Raw genomic sequence first — 16,030 nt, 5'->3', positions numbered from 1 at the left:
TGAGGATGTGTTCCTCGCTGGAGTTCCGTCGTGACGTGGTCGCGGTCGCCCGCAAGGGCGAGGCGCCGTTGAGGCAGATCGCGAAGGACTTCGGGATCTCCGAGGCGTGCCTGCACCGCTGGCTGAGGCTCGCCGACGTTGAGGACGGCGTCCGCCCGGCTACCAGCAGCGAGTCGGCCGAGCTGCGAGAGCTGCGCAGGCGGAACAAGGTCCTTGAGCAAGAGAATGAGATCCTGCGTCGAGCTGCGGCCTACTTTGCTAAAGAGATCTCCCCAAAATGACGTGCCCGCTGGTCGCGGACCTGACCGCGGACGGGATCCCCGTCGCGGTGACCTGCCGGGCGCTGGGCTTCAGCATGCAGGCGTACTACGCGTGGAAGAAGACCCCGGTCAGCCGGCGTGACCTGGAGGACGCCTACCTGATCAACGCCGCCCTCGACATCCATGGCGACGGTCCTGCGTTCGGGTATCGGTTCATCGCCGACGAACTACCCGCCCACGGGTTCACCGCCGGCGCGAACCGGGTCGCCCGACTCTGCTCACAACAGCGGATCTGGTCGGTGCTCGCCAAGCGCAAGGGCTTGACCCGGCGGGAGTCAACCAAACCCAGGGCAGTCCCGCCGGGCAACACCTGTTCCCGCAGCCTGAGTCGCTCCGCCACGACCCGGCCCCGGATCCGCGCTGTCGCGTCGACCCGGGGCCGGGTCGCATGTCTGGAAGCCGACCAGTGCCGACCGCGCCGAACGGTCGCAGCCGCCCGCTAGTCGGCGCCCTCGTCATGCGGGACGGTGACGGTGACCGTGCAGCCGACCGGTCGCCCGACCTCGTCGTGGCCGGTGTACGTCAGGTGGTACACCCGATCCCCGCCGTTCCCTGCGCGCTCGGCCCGCAGCTTGCCGCTGGTGTCCGGCGCGCCGGTGGCGAAGCCGTTGACGTCGGTGGCGTCACCGCCGGTCACGCTGGTCAGGGCGAACGCGTTCGGGCCGAGTACCCCGTCGTGCAGGTCCACGGTCACGGTGACGTCGACCAGCTCGTGGTTCGGCGGCCACAGGACCGGTCGGTCCACCGTGCAGTCCAGCTGCCGTACCGGCAGAGGGTTCGCCAGGGTGGCGGTGGCGTGCCCGATGGTCGCGGTGAGTCGGCCGCCGGCCTCGTAGTACATGTGCGCGGTACGCCCGTCGAAGTAGAACGTCGGCGCAGCCGAGCGGCCGAGGTCGGGTGCGGCGGACATCGAGTCGTGGACGATGCCGAGGTGGATCTCCTGGTCGAAGTCCTCCCCGACGTCCACCGCGTGCATGTTGCCGTCGGCGGCGTGGTAGATGACCAGGTTGCGGTCGTTCCAGCGGAGGAAGAACGGCCCTGAGGCGTTCGGGCCTTCGACGCCCTGTGGAGTGACGATGGGTTCGGGTTGCATGGCCCAGGTCCGTGCGTCGTTGGAGACGGCCCAGCGGATCCGGCGGGACACCGGTCCGGTCGGTCCGGGCGGCGCCGCGGTGGGGTTGTCCATGAAGAGCATGAGGTACCGCGTGCCCAGGCGTGGCACGGACTGCTCGAACACCCGGGCGTAGGAGGTCTCCCCGCCGGTGGTTTCGTTCCGGCTGATCGCGGTGCCGCCGTAGCTGAAGTGGATGCCGTCGTCGGAGGTCGCGTACCGGGTGATGGAGTTCTCGCCGTGGAAGTAGAGGAACAGCTTGCGCTCGCCCTCGATCCACACTGCATGCGGTGAGGAGATGTGGCTGACCGTGGAGTAGTACGGCAGCCAGGTGTTGCTGATCAGCGGGTTGGCGTCGTATTCGGTCCACGGGCCGTCGATCGAGTCGGCGTAGGCGAGGGCGATCCCGCCGGGACGCTCGTGCGGCGCGTAGTACAGGTAGTAGGTGCCGAGCGGGTTCGGGAAGTAGTCGGCGGCCCGGATGACGCTCGGGAAGATGAACTCGTTCGTCGGGTTGTAGGCGAGGGTGCTCTTGTCGAACGCGGTGCCGACGTAGGTGAACTGGGGGAAGCCGAGGTCAGGGTCGGCGGCGGCCGGGGTGGCGCCGGTCATGGCGGCGACGAGCAGGCCGGCGCCGGCGGCCGCCATGGCAGCGCGTCGGGGTGATGGGGCGGGTGGTCTCGTCATGCGTCTTCCCCTTCTGTCGGTCCGGATGTTGGTCGCGACGGTGCACGCCGGGCGAACGCCATCGCTGGCGGCGGCACGGAAGGCTGCTGTCCCGGGTGCGGCGCTCCGCGCCGGCCCGGGCAGGGCGCCGAGCGGCGGGCGATAACTCTCAGTAAGAGCACATGGGTCATCGAACGTCGGAGGCCCCTTCTGGACCGCCGCGCTAATACGTATTAGCATCTATGTTTCTCGAATGTTGCTCTCTCGGCAGGGCTCCTGTCAAGAGGTCGTCGCGCCTCCCCCAGCGCCGGGCACATCCCCGGCGTCCGGGCGCCGCGCCACCTGGACCGGTTCTTGCTAATGCGCATTACTTCAGGGAGTTCATCCCGCCGAAATCTCTGTTCATCCTCTTGACACGGGCCGGCCGGCGCGCCAGGCTCCTTCCCAACGCCGAGCGCTAATACGCATTAGCCGCACCGGAAGGACCCGTCGTGACTACTCCCCCCAGACGCGTCACCCAACGTGACATTGCGCGGTTGGCCGGTGTCAGTCAGGCGACGGTGTCGCTGGTGCTCAACAACCGGGCCGACGCCGAGGTCCGCATCGCGCCGGAGACCCGGGATCGGGTGTTGCGGGTCATCGCCGAGACCGGGTATGCCGCGGACCCCGTGGCCCGCCGCCTCGCCTCGCGGTTCAACCGGATCATCGGCGTCTTCACGTACGAGCCGGCCTTCCCCAGTGGCAGCCGGGACTTCTTCCACCCGTTCCTGCTCGGTATCGAGGAGTACGCCGAACGGGTCGGCTGCGACCTGCTGCTGTTCACCAGCGCACCGGTCGTGGACGGCCGGCGACGCATCTTCCACCAGGACAACCGGCTGCGCCTGGCCGACGGGTGCATCCTGCTCGGGCGCGAGATCGACGGCGCGGAACTGCACCGGCTCAACCGCGACGGATTTCCGTACGTCGCCGTGGGGCGCCGCGACGACGCCGGCGGACCGGTGCCCTACGTCGGTGCCGACTACGCGACGGCGGTGGCCCGGCTCGTCGAGCGGGCGCTGCGGTGCGGTCACCGGCGCCTGACGTACGTGGGCATGGGCATGACCGCCGAGTCCTCCGAGGACCGCCGCCGGGGGTACCTCGCCGCTGCGACGACGGCGGAGAGCGCCCGCCAGGTGGCTGCGGAGGCCGGGGAGGCCGACGCGAGTCTCGACGACCTGCTGGCCGACGGGACCACCGTGGCCTTCGTGGAGGGCTTCGCCACGGCGGTGGCGCTGGAGTCGGCCGCCCGTCGGCGTGGGCTCACGGCGCCTGGCGACCTGTCGATCGTGACCTTGGGCGACCCGACGGTCCCGGTCCCCACCGACATCGCGTTCACCGGGTTCCGCATCCCGCGGGAGGAGATGGGCCGGCAGGCGGTCGAGGTGCTGACGGGCGTCATCGACGGCAGCGCAGGCGGCCTCCAGCAGCGACTCCTCCCCTGCGAACTCGTCGAGGGCGACACCCTCGGCACCCCTGATCCGGCGGTCGACCGACGCTGAGCGGTTGGCCGCGCAACTGGAAGGAAGCAAGTGGTACAGATGCGTGCGGACGTCCTCGTCGTCGGGGGCGGACTGGGCGGGGTCGCTGCGGCGCTCGCCGCGGCCCGGGCCGGCCGGTCCGTGATCCTGACCGAGGAGTTCGACTGGCTCGGCGGGCAGCTCACCAGCCAGGCGGTGCCGCCGGACGAGCACTCCTGGATCGAGCAGTTCGGCGCCACCGCCAGCTACCGGGCCCTGCGCAACGGCATCCGCGACTTCTACCGTCGCCACTACCCGCTGACCGAGCGTTCCCGGGCCTGGACCGACCTCAACCCGGGGGCCGGCTGGGTGAGCCGGCTCTGCCACGAGCCTCGGGTGGCCGTCGCCGTCCTCGAGGAGATGCTCGCGCCGTACCGGGGGTCGGGGCGGCTGAACGTGCTCCAGCCGTACCGGCCGGTCGCCGCGGAGACCGACGGGGACCGGGTCACCGGCGTCACCCTCGCCCACCGGGACCGGGACGAGCGGATCGACGTGGTCGCCCCGTACATCCTGGACGCCACCGAGACCGGTGAGCTGCTGCCGCTGACCGGCACCGAGTACGTCACCGGGTTCGAGTCGCAGGCCGAGACCGGGGAGCCGAGCGCACCGGCGCAGGCGCAGCCGCTGAACATGCAGGCCGTGTCGGTCTGCTTCGCCGTCGACCACGTCGACGGCGATCACACCATCGACCGCCCCGCGGGGTACGACTTCTGGCGCGACTACAAGCCCGACTTCTGGGGTGACCGGCTGCTGTCGTGGCGGTCGCCGCACCCGCGCACGTTGGAGATCGTCGAGCGCAGCTTCACCCCCAACCCGGACGACGACCCGTTGAGCGTCAACGCCGATCAGCGGGTCAACCCCGGTGACGGCAACCTGTGGACGTTCCGACGGATCGCCGCCCGGCGCAACTTCACCGACGGGGCGTACGGCAGCGACATCACGCTGGTCAACTGGCCGATGATCGACTACTTCGAGGGTCCGGTCATCGACGTGCCGAACGCGTCGTGGCACCTGGCCAAGGCCCGTGAGCTGTCGTACTCGGTGCTCTACTGGCTGCAGACGGAGGCGCCCCGGCCGGACGGCGGCACCGGCTTTCCCGGGCTGCGGCTACGCGGGGACGTCACCGGCAGCCCGGACGGCCTGGCGCAGGCGCCCTACATCCGGGAGTCGCGCCGCATCCGGGCCGAGTACACGGTCGTGGAGCAGGACCTCTCCCTGGCGGTGCGGGGTGAGCACGGCGCCGTGCACTACCCCGACTCGGTCGGCGTGGGGATGTACCGCATCGACCTGCATCCGTCGACCGGCGGCGACAACTACATCGACGTCGGCTCCTGCCCGTTCGAGATTCCGCTCGGTGCGCTGATCCCGCAGCGGATGGAGAACCTGCTGCCGACCGGCAAGAACATCGGCACCACGCACATCACCAACGGCAGCTACCGGCTGCACCCCGTCGAGTGGAACGTCGGCGAGGTCGCCGGCCTGCTGGCCGACTTCTGTCTGACGCGGGGCGAGTCCCCGCGTGCGGTCCGCGGCACCCCCCGCCTGCTGGCCGAATTCACCGACCGCGTCTCAGCCGCCGGCGTGCAACGCCGCTGGCCGCAGATCGCGGGCTACTAAACACCCCCGGTGAGGAGAAGATAATGAAACCAGGAAAGGGTTCGACTGTTGTCGCCGCAGCGCTGGCCGGTGTCCTCGCGCTGTCCGCCTGTGGTGGCGGCGAGGCAAAGGACAACGGCCCGGCCAATCTGCGGATGACCGTCTGGTCAGCCAACGAGGCGCACCTGAAGCTGTTCAACGAGATCGCCGACGAGTACCGCAAGACCCACCCAGACGTCGCCGAGATCAAGTTCGACCCCATCCCGTTCGAGAACTACAGCACCACCCTGACCACCCAGATCGCCGGCGGGAACGCGCCCGACCTGGCGTGGGTACTGGAGAGCTCCGCACCGGACTTCGTCGCCTCGGGCGCGCTGCTGCCGCTCGACGACACGCTCAAGAAGGCCGACGGTTACCAGTACGACGACCTGTCGCCGGCCACCCTCAAGCTCTGGCAGAACGACGGCAAGCTCTACGGCTACCCGTTCTCTACCTCGCCGTTCGGGGTGTTCGTCAACACCGACCTGCTGAAGAAGGCCGGGCAGAAGACGCCGGCCGAGCTGATCGCGGCCGGGCAGTGGACCTGGGACAACGCGCTGGCCGCGGCTGCGGCGGTCAACGGCAAGGCCGGCAAGGCCGGGCTGGTGATCCGGGACTTCGACTACAAGGGCTGGGACAACCTGTCCACCTTCTGGACCGGGTGGGGCGCCCGGGCGTGGAGCGAGGACGGCAAGAGCTGCGGTTTCGCCAGCCCGGAGATGGTCGACGCGATGACCACCCTGCACAAGGCCATCTTCACCACGAAGGCGCTGCCCGGCCCGGGCACCACCGCCGACTTCTTCGCCGGTGACGCCGCCATGACGATCACCCAGATCTCCCGCGCGTCGCTGCTGAAGGACGACGGCTTCGCCTGGGACCTCGTCCCGCTGCCGGCCGGCCCGAAGGGACCGTACTCGGTGTTCGGTCAGGGCGGCATCGGGGTGATGAAGAAGAGCCCACACGCCGACGTCGCCGCCGACTTCCTCGCGTTCCTCACCAACCCCACCAACTCGGCCAAGCTCGCCCAGTTCTTCCCGCCGCCGCGCCAGTCGCAGCTGACCGCCGAGACGCTGGCCAAGGCGAACCCGAAGCTCAAGCCGGAGCAGTTGCAGAAGGTCGTCATCGACGGCATCACCAACGGCGTGGTCAAGCCCAACCACGCCGGGCAGGCCGAGCTCAGCCAGCAGGTACGCGCCGGGCTCGACCCGCTGTGGCAACCGGACGCGGACGTCAAGGCCGTCCTCGACGGGGTATGCGCCAAGATCCAGCCGCTGCTGGCGAAGTAGGCAGATCATGACCCGGACGGACACCAGGGTGGGCTCGGTCGAGGCCCGGCCCACCCTGGGCCGGGCGCGGCCGTTCTGGACCAGCCGCCGCCGCGACCAGCTCACCGGTTACCTGCTCATCACCCCGCAACTGCTCGGCAGCGCCATCTTCGTGATCCTGCCGCTGATCCTCGTGGTCTGGTACAGCCTGCACGAGTGGAACGTGCTCGCCGGGACGTTCGACTTCGCCGGCGCCGACAACTACCAGGCGCTCGCCGAGGACCCCAACCTCGGCGCGGTGCTGCGGGCCACCGGGCTGTTCTCCATCGGCCTCGTGGTGTTCAACCTCAGCCTCGCGTTGCTGCTGGCCGTCCTGCTCAACCAGAAGCTGCGGGGCACGATCCTGTTCCGCACCCTGTTCTTCTCCCCCGTGGTGGTCTCGCTGGTGGCCTGGACCATCGTGTGGGGCTTCCTGTTGCAGGACAACGGCGGGGTGAACAGCCTGCTCGACACGATGGGTGTGGACGGGCCGAACTGGCTGCGTGGCGAGGGCACCGCGATGCTGTCGGTCATCGTCGTGCAGGTGTTCAAGAACGTCGGCCTGAACATGGTGCTGTTCCTGGCTGCCCTGCAGGGCGTGCCGGCGAATCTGTACGAGGCAGCGGAGGTGGACGGAGCGAGCCGGATGCGGCAGTTCGGGCTGATCACCGTGCCGCTGATCAGCCCGACGATCCTGCTCACGTCGATCATCACCGTGGTCGGGTCGCTGCAGGTGTTCGCGCAGATCGCGGTGCTCACCCAGGGCGGGCCCGGCACCTCGACGACCGTGCTCGTCTACTACCTCTACCAGCAGGCATTCCAGTTCCACCACTTCGGCTACGGCGCCACGCTGTCGATCCTGTTGTTCGTCATCGTGCTCGCGCTGACCGTGCTGCAGTGGCAGATGCGCAAGAGATGGGTCTTCCATGAGTCGTGACCTGTCGCGGCGGACCAAGCTGGTGCTCTACGGGGTGCTGCTGGTCCTGGCGATCCCGTTCGTCTTCCCGACCTGGTGGATGGTCACCTCGTCGCTGAAGCCGGTGGCGGACATCTTCGCCTTCCCGCCGCAACTACTGCCGGTCAACCCGCGGCTCGACGCCTACCGGCGGGTGTTCGAGTTGCAGCCGTTCGGGCAGCAGTACCTCAACAGCCTCTACATCGCGCTGGTGGTCACAATCGGCACGCTGGCCGTGTCGGCGCTGGCCGGGTACGCCTTCGCGCGGATCAGGTTCCGTGGCCAGAACGTGCTGTTCCTGGTGGTCCTCGCGGGTCTGCTCATCCCCAGCGAAGTGACGATCGTGCCGCTGTTCCAGATGTTCTTCAAGCTCGGCCTGATCAACACCCACTGGCCGCTGATCCTGGTACCGATCTTCGGCGCGCCGAGCGTGCTGGCGACGTTCATCATGCGGCAGTTCTTCATCAGCCTCCCCGGCGAGCTGGAGGAGGCGGCCCGGGTCGACGGGCTGGGCCGATTCGCCACCTTCTGGCGGATCGCCCTGCCGCTGTCCCGGCCCGCGCTGGGCGCGGTGGCGATCTTCACCTTCCTGCACAGCTGGAACCTCTACCTGGAACCGATCGTGTTCCTCTCCTCGCCGGAGAAATTCACCCTGCCCCAGACGCTCACCCAGTTCGTCGACGCCTACGGCGGCCCGATGTGGGACGTCCAGCTCGCCGCCGCGTCGATGACCGCGCTGCCGGTGCTGGTGGTGTTCGTCATCGCGCAGAAGCAGTTCGTCGAGGGCCTCGCGCACACCGGCCTGAAGGGATGACGGCCGCGGTGGTCGGGGTCGACATCGGCGGCACCAAGACGGCGGCCGCGCTGGTCGGCCCGGGCGGGGAGGTGTTGGAGCGGCGGGAGGTGTCCACCCCCGCCCGGTCCGGGCCCGAGGCGGTGCTGGACGCCGCCGCCGCGCTGGCCGCCGACCTGTTGGGCGCGGCCGGCGCCGGGCCGGTGGGGGTGGGCACCGCCGGCACGGTCGACCCGGCGACCGGCAGCATCCGGTACGCCACCGACAGCCTGCCCGGCTGGACCGGCACTCCGGTCGCCGACGCGCTGGCCGCGCGGCTGGGTCGAGAGGTACGGGTCACCAACGACGTGAACGCCGCGGCGCTGGGCGAGTGCTGGGCCGGCGCCGGCCGGGACCGGGCTCATGTGCTGCTGGCGGCCGTCGGCACCGGCCTCGGCGGGGCGATCGTGCGCAACGGCCGCGTCGAGGCCGGTGCGCGCGGCGCCGCCGGCGAGGTGGGGCATCTGCCGGCGCCCGGTGCCGACCGGCTGCGGTGCGGGTGCGACCGGTACGGGCACCTGGAAGCGATCGCGTCGGGCACCGGGCTGGCCGCCGCCTACGCCATCGCAACCGGCACCCGAGTCACCGGGCGGGCCGTGGCGGACCGCGCGGCGGCCGGAGACGAGGTCGCCCGGCAGGTCGTGGACCGGGCCGGCCGCGTCCTCGGCGCTGCCCTGGCGGGCCTGGTGGCCCTGCTCGACCCGGCGGCCGTTCTGGTGGCTGGCGGGGCCGCTGGCGCGCTGCTGCCCGCCGCGTCGGCCGCCTACGCGGCCGAGCTGCCCGCGGGCTGGGCCGACGTGCCGCTGCTGCCGGCCGCGCTGGGCGCCGACGCCGTCGTGGTCGGCGCGGCCCGGCTGGCCCTGGGCACATCGGAGTGAACGGTGACGGCGGGAGCCGTACCCGGATCAGCGAAAGGACCAAAAGGCGTGAGTGTGCTCGACGACCTGGCCGGCGGGCTGGTGGTGTCCTGCCAGCCGCTGCCCGACGAGCCGGACGACCCGATGCGGGACCCGTACGTGCAGGCCAGAGTGGCCGCCGCGGTGGTACGCGGCGGCGCGGTGGCGGTGCGGGTGAACGGACCGGACGACGTCCGGGCGGTGCGCGCCGCGGTCGGTGTGCCGGTGATCGGGTTGTACAAACATGGCACGGCGGGCGTCTTCATCACGCCGACGGCGGCGCACGCGCTCAAGGTGGCGCGGGCCAGGGCGGACATCGTCGCGGTCGACGCCACCGACCGTCCCCGGCCGGACGGGCGCACCTTCGCCGACACGGTACGCGCGATCCACGAGCATACGGACGCGCTGGTCCTGGCCGACGTGTCCACCGCGGCCGAGGGCGTCGCCGCCGTCGAAGCGGGCGCGGACGCCGTGGCCACCACGCTGTCCGGCTACACCCCGGCCAGCCCACAGACCGACGGGCCCGACCTCGGGCTCGTGGCGCAACTCGTCGCACAGCTACCCGTGCCGGTGATCGCCGAAGGGCGGTACCGCACCACGGAGCAGATCAGCGCGGCCTTCGAGGCCGGCGCGCACGCGGTGGTGATGGGCAACGCCGTCACCTCACCGCTGTGGATCACCCGCCGGCTCGTGCCGGCCGCCCCCCGCGCGGCGGGCACCCCAGATAACAGGGAGAACAGATGAAGAGACGCACCCTCCTGGCCACCGGCGTGGCCGGGCTGGTCACCACGGCCATCGGTCGGCCGGCGTTCGCCGCGCCCGCCGACCGGCAGCTGACCGTGGCGCTGGTGCCGCTGGACGACCGGCCGGTCAACACCTACTGCCCGCAGATGACCGCGGCGAGCGCCGGCGCCCACGTGCTGCTGCCGCCCCGGGAACTGCTGGGCCGCTTCTTCACCCCCGGCGACGGGGCCGCCATCGCCCGCTGGCTCGGCGCCACCGACGGCGTCGACGGGTACGTGATCTCGGTGAGCATGCTCGCCTACGGCGGCCTGATCGCCTCCCGCACCGCCTCCCCGACCCTGGCCACCACCCTGGAGAACCTGGCCGCGATCCGGAACCTGCGCACCACCCGGCCCGGGGTGGTGATCGAGGTGCACGACACCATCCAGCGGCTCGCCATCACCAGCACGGGCACCGACCTGGACAGGTACCGCGACCTGCTGGTCGAGTGGGCGAAGCTCTACGACCAGGTGGTCAACCTCGGGCAGGAGGAGCTGCGGGCCCGACTGGACGCCGTCCGGGCGCAGATCCCAGACCAGGTCGTCGAGGACTACCTCGCCGCGCGGGCCCGCAACCACCAGGTCAACCGGCTGATGGTCGAGTGGGTCGCCGACGGCACCATCAGCCACCTCGTGCTCTCCGAGGACGACACCGCGCCGGTCGGCCTGGCCCGGGCGGAGCGGGTGGAGCTGGAGGCGCTGGTGGCGCGGCTCGGCGTCGGCGACCGGGTGGAGATCTTCCCCGGCGCCGACGAGGTCGACGCGCTGCTGGTCGCCCGGGTGGTCGCCGCCGGCACCACGCCCAGCTACCGGATGGAGTACGCCGGCGTCTCGGGCGAGAACTGGACCGCGCAGCTGGAGGGCATCCCGTTCGCGGAGAACATCCGCCGGCACGTCGCCGCCATCGGTGGACGGGTGGTGAGCGGCGACGCGGACATTGTGCTCGCCGTGAACACCCCCTCGGCGGCGCCCGGGCAGCGGGCCGCCGACCTGGACGCCTTCGTCGGGCGGATCGGCGACCTGCTGGCCGCCGGCACGCCGGTGATCGTGGTGGACCCGCTGATCGTGAACAAGGCCGACCACGACCTGGTCTCCCAGATGGAGAACCGGCTGGACCTCGCCGCGCTGCTGTCGTACTCGGGGTGGAACACCGGCGGCAACGCCCTCGGGCTGGCGCTGGGTCACGGCACCGCCCGCTGGGCCCACCTGCGCTCATCGGGCAGTGGATACGGGGTGCCCGACCTGCGTGAGCCGGGCGTGGCGCACGCCGAGTACCTGCTCTACCGGTTCGTCAAGGACGACCCGTGGAAGAACGTGGTGCAGGTCGAGGCGTACGCGCACGCCCGGGCGCAGGGCTGGAACCCGCTCGCGCTCACCCCCGACCAGAAGACCTACTTCGACGGCTGGGTACGCGAGCGGCTGGTGCCGCTGACCGCGCGGTACTTCGCCGACCATTTCGCCGGGCACCGGATCGTGCTGGGCCGGCGGGGCGCGAAGACGTTCACGGCGACCCTGGCGCGGTTCGAGTCGGTGCGGGTGGAGCTGCCGTGGGACCGGCTCTTCGAGGTGACCCTGGAGCCCCGGCTGCAGTTGTCCTGACCAGCACATCCGGTCGCGCCGGCAGGAGGCCTGCCGGCGCGACCGGTGCCGGCCACCGCACGGACGGTCGCCGGTGCCGCCTCCTACCCAGGCCGTTTACCCACTGTGACCCCGGTGGCCTGCGCGATGGCCGCCTGCGCCTGCTCGAACGAACCACGCGCCGCGGCCTGCGCGGCCAGCCGCCGCAACCCGGGTGAGTATGTGCCGGCGGGCAGGTTGAGCTTCGCGTCGGCGACGACTCGGCTGTCGACGGCCTTGGCCCGGTACATGATCCGTTCCACCGTCACCTGCCCGAACACCATGGCCAGGCTGCGGGCGTGACCGGGCTCGGCGTGCCGCCGCGCCACCGCGTCGTCACCGACGACAACCGCCAGCCGTTCCTCCCGCACCGCACGAAGATCCAAGTGGTCCTGCTGCAGCTGCCGCAGCAGCTCACGCCCCTGCACCGTGAGCTGGTCCTCCAGTTCGGCGTGGGTCAGCCCGCCGCTGTCGGCACGACCCAGTTAGCCAACGATCTCCTCAAACCGCGCCCGGGACGATCCAAACCCCGCCGACGTGCCGGACTGCGCGTACACGCCATCGGGCTCCTTCTCTACCTGCCTGGCTTCGACACCCAGCAAAGTAGACCGAAGGAGCCTCTTTACGTTGTCACCCAGCACATCACACCAGCTCGACCGGCGATGATCTTCCCAGCGAAGGAGCCGCACCCATCCGATATCCGCTTCGCAGCCACTTGTCGCGCCGCCGCTGCGACGTTCCGGGGGCACCTCCGCCGAGTGGCCCGGGTCCGTAGGATCGGGCCTTGTGACTGATCTTGGGCGGGTGCAGCGGGTGTGCGACGATTTTGGGGAGATCTTCTGTCTGACGTTTGTCAAAGGGGTTGACGAGGCCGAAGCGCTGCGGCGTATTGGCGCCTACCCCGACACGGTCGAGTGGCGCATGTTGCCCGATGCTGGCGCGATGATGCACGAATTCGATCTAGGTTATCCGCGGATGGCCGCCGCGGTAGCCCTCGACGGCTGGTCGATGGTGATCGAGCCGCACGGCTTCCACGGATCCGACCGGGACCTACTGCAGGCCGTGTCTCGGGGCACCGAGGCCGTCAACGTCCTGCGACACAACTACGCCGCGTCGCACCATTTCGGGTACGCAGCCAGCGGGGCTATGGTTGTGGCGTTTCCGCCGGAGGCGCCGGTCGAGGGGCGGATATGGGGCGCGGCCCCGGACCGGCTGCACGACGAGATGCTCGCGGTGGGCATCCTTCCAGCAGACGACGAGTACGACGGGTACGCGGTGGCCCGTGCGATCCTCCTCGCCGAACGGATCACCGGCACCACGGTGCCAACCGACCTGCTGTCCCGAACACTGCTGTCGGCGCAGATCGAGCCCTGGTTCGCCACCGGTGCAGTCGCCGGGGACCTGATTCGGCGAGACCCGTACTCGCCGACGTTCGACCGCCTCATCGATGTCATAGACGCTGCCGACCCGGCGGTCCAACGGGCCGTCGCGGTGGACGAGGTGCGACGCCAAGCGGCGGCGCTCGGCCTGGCCGACACACCGGGTCTCACCCAACACTTGCTGTCGGCCGGCGGCGGTATCGTCGCGGTGGACTCCGACCTCGGCCACCATGTCCGGGCCTGGCTGACGGAACAGGACCGCGCCAGCTGGTCACTAAACGACAGCAACCGCCACCGGATGACTAACGAGCAGCGCACGGCCGCGTACGCGCTCGGCTGGTTCACGACAGCGCTGCGCGGTGTGCTCGACCCTGACCCCCGCGTCGCGGTCCTGACCGCGGTGAAGCCACTGACCTCGACCATCAGGGCATTCGGCGGTCCGGAAACCGTTGAAACGGTAATCCACGCCCTTCAGGCCACCCCAACCCCGCTGAAATAAGCCGTCCATCACCGAGCATGAACCCGACGTCACCCTTCAGTGACGAGCGCTTCGCGGCTAGATCAGGATGCCGCGGCACGCCAAGGTTCGACGCTCCGCAGCGTCCGCCCTGGCGCCTGGTGAGCGGGGCCCACTACCCGTACGAGCCAGTACTTCGCATGCCAAAATCCGGGCATGACGATTCGCCGTGCCGTGCCCGATGTCACAACCGCCGACCCGGTCGTGAGCAGCGGCTTCTACCAGCTTTTGGGCTTCCGCGAGGAGATGAACCTGGGCTGGGTGATCAACCTGGTCTCACCGTCCAACCCCACCGCCCAGGTCATCCTCATCACCAAAGATGCAGCGGCCTCCGTAAACCCGGACCTCAGCGTCGAGGTCGACGACGTCGACGCCGCCTACGAGGCGGTACGCGCGACGGGCGCAGAGATCGTGCACCCGATTACCGACGAGCAGTGGGGCGTCCGGCGCTTCTTCGTCCGCGACCCAGACGGCAAGGTGGTCAACGTCGTCAGCCACCGCTGACCGGCAGAAGGGCCAACGGCCTACCGTCCCGACAAGCCCCCTTGTCGAGTCCGGCGAACTGGTGACTCGTGCGGAGCGTGACGTCTCCGCCGGTCAACGAGCGCCCTAGAAGCAGCAGAACTCGCCGCGATCGACCGCCGCACGCACCTCGCCCGGTGTTGCCGGCGGTGGGTTGCGAAAGACGTGATGCTCATGGTTCATAGGCCGCATCTTTGCTAATCGGCGAGCCGGAGCGATCATCGGCTGGACGCTAGGCGGCCGTCGGCCACGAGTGGTCGCCGACGGGCCTGCCGGTCATCTCGTTGCTTGACATTCTCTCCGTCCTAAAGGACAAGACCGTGAAGTTAAGGATCGCCCTGGTCTGTCAATGCGGGTTGGCCTGCGATGATGTCGATGCTGAGGGTCGCGAGGTAACTCTTGCGGTCGACGCCGAGGCTTTTGTAGGCGTAGCGGGACAGGGGTCGTTTCACGGCGCGGGGGCTGATCCGTAGTCGCCGGTCGGGCATGAGGTTGTCGAGTAGGTGACCTCCGATGGTCCCGATGAGGTCGATGGTGGTCTCGGCGATGACGTTGGCGGCCTGCACGATCAGGTCCCGGGCTGCCTGCACGGCGGTGGTGAAGCTGGCCCGGTCCGGGTCGACGCCGCCGGCGGCGTCCGCGGTGTCGGCGATCGCGGTCCATACAACCTGGTAGACCGTGAGCAGGGCGTAGATCTCCTGGGCGATGAGCGCCGGGATGGGTGAGCGCAGCACCCTTCGACCCAGCATTGTTGATTTGATCTCCAGGTAGGCGGACTCGACCTCCCATCTCGCGTGATACAGCTTCACGATCTCGAGCGCCGGGAACCGCCGGTGATCGAGCAGAGTGGTGGCCAGCCGGTAGACACCGGTATGCGTGCCGGCGGTCGTGGAGATGGTGATCTCACATGCGACGATCCGGACTCGGACCCCAGCGATGATCGAGGTGTACGACCCGTCGTGGTGGTTGGCGAGCACGGGAGGCTTCCGGTTGCCGTTCAACCGGACCAGGAAGTCCGCGCCGGTACCCGCCACCGCGGCCAGGAACGTGTTGCCGTCGAAGCCGCGGTCCAACAACACGATCATCCGCGGGTGCAGGCTGCGTATCAACCGCGTCGCGTAGGTGGTCTCACCCTGGCTCTTCGGGCCGAACACCGCGTCGATGACCGCCCTCGTGCCGCAGGCGACCAGGGCCACCAGACGGACCTGCGGGTACCCGGCGGTACCGTGTTGGCTGCGGTTCTTCCCCAGCCCCGTGACGTTTCCCGGCGAGTCGGGTACGTCGAACACGGTCCCATCGATCGCGGTCACCAGCAGGCCGCACCACCACACCCCGGCCGTGCGGATCCCGGCCGCCGGACCGCGCAGCAGATCGAACAACGCCCGCAACGGTGCGACACCGACCCGGACCCGTGCATGCCACAGCCCGGTCGCCGACGGACGGACCCACCCGAGCCCGTGCAGACCAGCGACGAGTTTGTCCCACACACCCAGGTAGCCCACCTCGGCGAACAACCCCGCCGCCAGCAGCAGGTACACCACCACCCGTGAGGGCAGTAGCCGCAGACGCTGCTGCGTGCGGCCGGTGTCGGCCAGCACGGCGTCGACCATCTCGAACGGAACGATCCGGGTGAGTTCTCCGAGATGGCCCGGCGCGAACACGCCCTTCGCCACCGTGATCACCCGCGTGATGACAGAATGCTCAGACAGCGGGACTCCCCCGTAGATGGCTGGTCTTGGTCGACAAGCCGTTCTACCGGAGTCCCGCTGCCTCGTTACCGGCACCCACCACCATGCTCAGACAACCCTTGACACCACGTCCAACGCCTTAACTTCACGGCCTTGTCCTAAAGGACGGAGATTCCCTCCACGCTGCGTGTGGAACACACGGCGTCTGGGTGGATTACCGTTTCGCCGCGCGGTGCCACCATCGCTGGTG

Annotated in this window: 13 protein-coding genes and 1 pseudogene; 11 read left to right on the top strand and 3 right to left on the bottom strand. The window is 69.8% G+C overall.

The window, feature by feature from the left end; translation table 11 throughout:
* Positions 1-5: 5 nt before the first annotated feature.
* Positions 6-592 (top strand): annotated as a pseudogene (locus ABZ807_RS20960) (transposase); the annotation flags it as partial.
* Between the two features lie 167 nt (positions 593-759).
* On the opposite strand, the gene ABZ807_RS20955 reads toward ABZ807_RS20960, so the two are convergent.
* Positions 760-2,118 carry a hypothetical protein gene (locus ABZ807_RS20955; protein ID WP_357160350.1) on the bottom strand — a complete coding sequence of 453 codons (1,359 nt, stop codon included), beginning with the start codon at positions 2,116-2,118 and terminating at the stop codon, positions 760-762.
* Between the two features lie 470 nt (positions 2,119-2,588).
* Between ABZ807_RS20955 and ABZ807_RS20950 the strand changes: the two genes are divergently transcribed.
* From ABZ807_RS20950 to ABZ807_RS20915, 8 genes are read left to right on the top strand one after another with little or no spacing between them, the layout of a single operon-like run.
* Positions 2,589-3,635 (top strand): LacI family DNA-binding transcriptional regulator, encoded by a 1,047-nt coding sequence (locus tag ABZ807_RS20950; RefSeq protein ID WP_357160348.1) that lies wholly within the window; start codon positions 2,589-2,591, stop codon positions 3,633-3,635.
* A 39-nt stretch (positions 3,636-3,674) separates the two neighbouring features.
* Positions 3,675-5,270 carry an FAD-dependent oxidoreductase gene (locus ABZ807_RS20945; RefSeq protein WP_357160345.1) on the top strand — a complete coding sequence of 532 codons (1,596 nt, stop codon included), beginning with the start codon at positions 3,675-3,677 and terminating at the stop codon, positions 5,268-5,270.
* A gap of 23 nt (positions 5,271-5,293) precedes the next feature.
* The gene (locus ABZ807_RS20940; protein ID WP_357160342.1) at positions 5,294-6,574 is read left to right on the top strand and encodes a sugar ABC transporter substrate-binding protein; all 1,281 of its coding nucleotides are present in this window, start codon (positions 5,294-5,296) and stop codon (positions 6,572-6,574) included.
* 7 nt (positions 6,575-6,581) lie between these two features.
* Positions 6,582-7,529, top strand: a complete 948-nt coding sequence (locus ABZ807_RS20935; protein ID WP_357160339.1) for a sugar ABC transporter permease — start codon at positions 6,582-6,584, stop codon at positions 7,527-7,529.
* Entirely contained in the window at positions 7,519-8,361 is an 843-nt protein-coding gene (locus tag ABZ807_RS20930) for a carbohydrate ABC transporter permease (RefSeq protein WP_357160336.1), read from the top strand. Before ABZ807_RS20935 ends, ABZ807_RS20930 begins: the two co-directional genes overlap by 11 nt.
* Entirely contained in the window at positions 8,358-9,257 is a 900-nt protein-coding gene (locus tag ABZ807_RS20925; protein WP_357160333.1) for an ROK family protein, read from the top strand. Before ABZ807_RS20930 ends, ABZ807_RS20925 begins: the two co-directional genes overlap by 4 nt.
* Before the next feature lie 48 nt (positions 9,258-9,305).
* Positions 9,306-10,019: a putative N-acetylmannosamine-6-phosphate 2-epimerase gene (locus tag ABZ807_RS20920; protein WP_357160330.1), complete on the top strand. Its 714-nt coding sequence runs from the start codon at positions 9,306-9,308 to the stop codon at positions 10,017-10,019.
* Complete coding sequence (locus ABZ807_RS20915; RefSeq protein ID WP_357160327.1) at positions 10,016-11,656, top strand: DUF4127 family protein; 1,641 nt, start codon at positions 10,016-10,018, stop codon at positions 11,654-11,656. The genes ABZ807_RS20920 and ABZ807_RS20915 overlap by 4 nt, the downstream gene beginning before the upstream one ends.
* A gap of 83 nt (positions 11,657-11,739) precedes the next feature.
* Here ABZ807_RS20915 and ABZ807_RS20910 read toward each other — a convergent pair whose 3' ends face one another.
* The gene (locus ABZ807_RS20910) at positions 11,740-12,102 is read right to left on the bottom strand and encodes a hypothetical protein (RefSeq protein ID WP_357160324.1); all 363 of its coding nucleotides are present in this window, start codon (positions 12,100-12,102) and stop codon (positions 11,740-11,742) included.
* 358 nt (positions 12,103-12,460) lie between these two features.
* Between ABZ807_RS20910 and ABZ807_RS20905 the strand changes: the two genes are divergently transcribed.
* Positions 12,461-13,552 (top strand): DUF6461 domain-containing protein, encoded by a 1,092-nt coding sequence (locus ABZ807_RS20905; RefSeq protein WP_357160321.1) that lies wholly within the window; start codon positions 12,461-12,463, stop codon positions 13,550-13,552.
* A gap of 174 nt (positions 13,553-13,726) precedes the next feature.
* Complete coding sequence (locus tag ABZ807_RS20900) at positions 13,727-14,074, top strand: VOC family protein (protein ID WP_357160318.1); 348 nt, start codon at positions 13,727-13,729, stop codon at positions 14,072-14,074.
* 344 nt (positions 14,075-14,418) lie between these two features.
* On the opposite strand, the gene ABZ807_RS20895 is transcribed toward ABZ807_RS20900, so the two are convergent.
* A complete protein-coding gene (locus tag ABZ807_RS20895; protein WP_357160316.1) occupies positions 14,419-15,774 on the bottom strand; it encodes an IS4 family transposase in 1,356 nt (451 codons plus the stop codon).
* Positions 15,775-16,030: the final 256 nt, after the last annotated feature.

It is taken from the genome of Micromonospora sp. NPDC047548 (genome assembly GCF_040642975.1).
In the GTDB taxonomy this organism is placed as follows: domain Bacteria; phylum Actinomycetota; class Actinomycetes; order Mycobacteriales; family Micromonosporaceae; genus Micromonospora.
The sequence above is the reverse complement of the archived record's forward strand: the minus strand, read 5'-3'. Positions and strand labels throughout refer to the sequence as shown.

Excerpts from the sequence above, each read along its gene's own strand:
- ABZ807_RS20955 (WP_357160350.1), bottom strand. The coding sequence starts at position 2,118 with ATGACGAGACCACCCGCCCCATCACCCCGACGCGCTGCCATGGCGGCC.
- ABZ807_RS20945 (WP_357160345.1), top strand. The coding sequence starts at position 3,675 with ATGCGTGCGGACGTCCTCGTCGTCGGGGGCGGACTGGGCGGGGTCGCT.
- ABZ807_RS20940 (WP_357160342.1), top strand. The coding sequence starts at position 5,294 with ATGAAACCAGGAAAGGGTTCGACTGTTGTCGCCGCAGCGCTGGCCGGT.
- ABZ807_RS20935 (WP_357160339.1), top strand. The coding sequence starts at position 6,582 with ATGACCCGGACGGACACCAGGGTGGGCTCGGTCGAGGCCCGGCCCACC.
- ABZ807_RS20930 (WP_357160336.1), top strand. The coding sequence starts at position 7,519 with ATGAGTCGTGACCTGTCGCGGCGGACCAAGCTGGTGCTCTACGGGGTG.
- ABZ807_RS20925 (WP_357160333.1), top strand. The coding sequence starts at position 8,358 with ATGACGGCCGCGGTGGTCGGGGTCGACATCGGCGGCACCAAGACGGCG.
- ABZ807_RS20915 (WP_357160327.1), top strand. The coding sequence starts at position 10,016 with ATGAAGAGACGCACCCTCCTGGCCACCGGCGTGGCCGGGCTGGTCACC.
- ABZ807_RS20900 (WP_357160318.1), top strand. The coding sequence starts at position 13,727 with ATGACGATTCGCCGTGCCGTGCCCGATGTCACAACCGCCGACCCGGTC.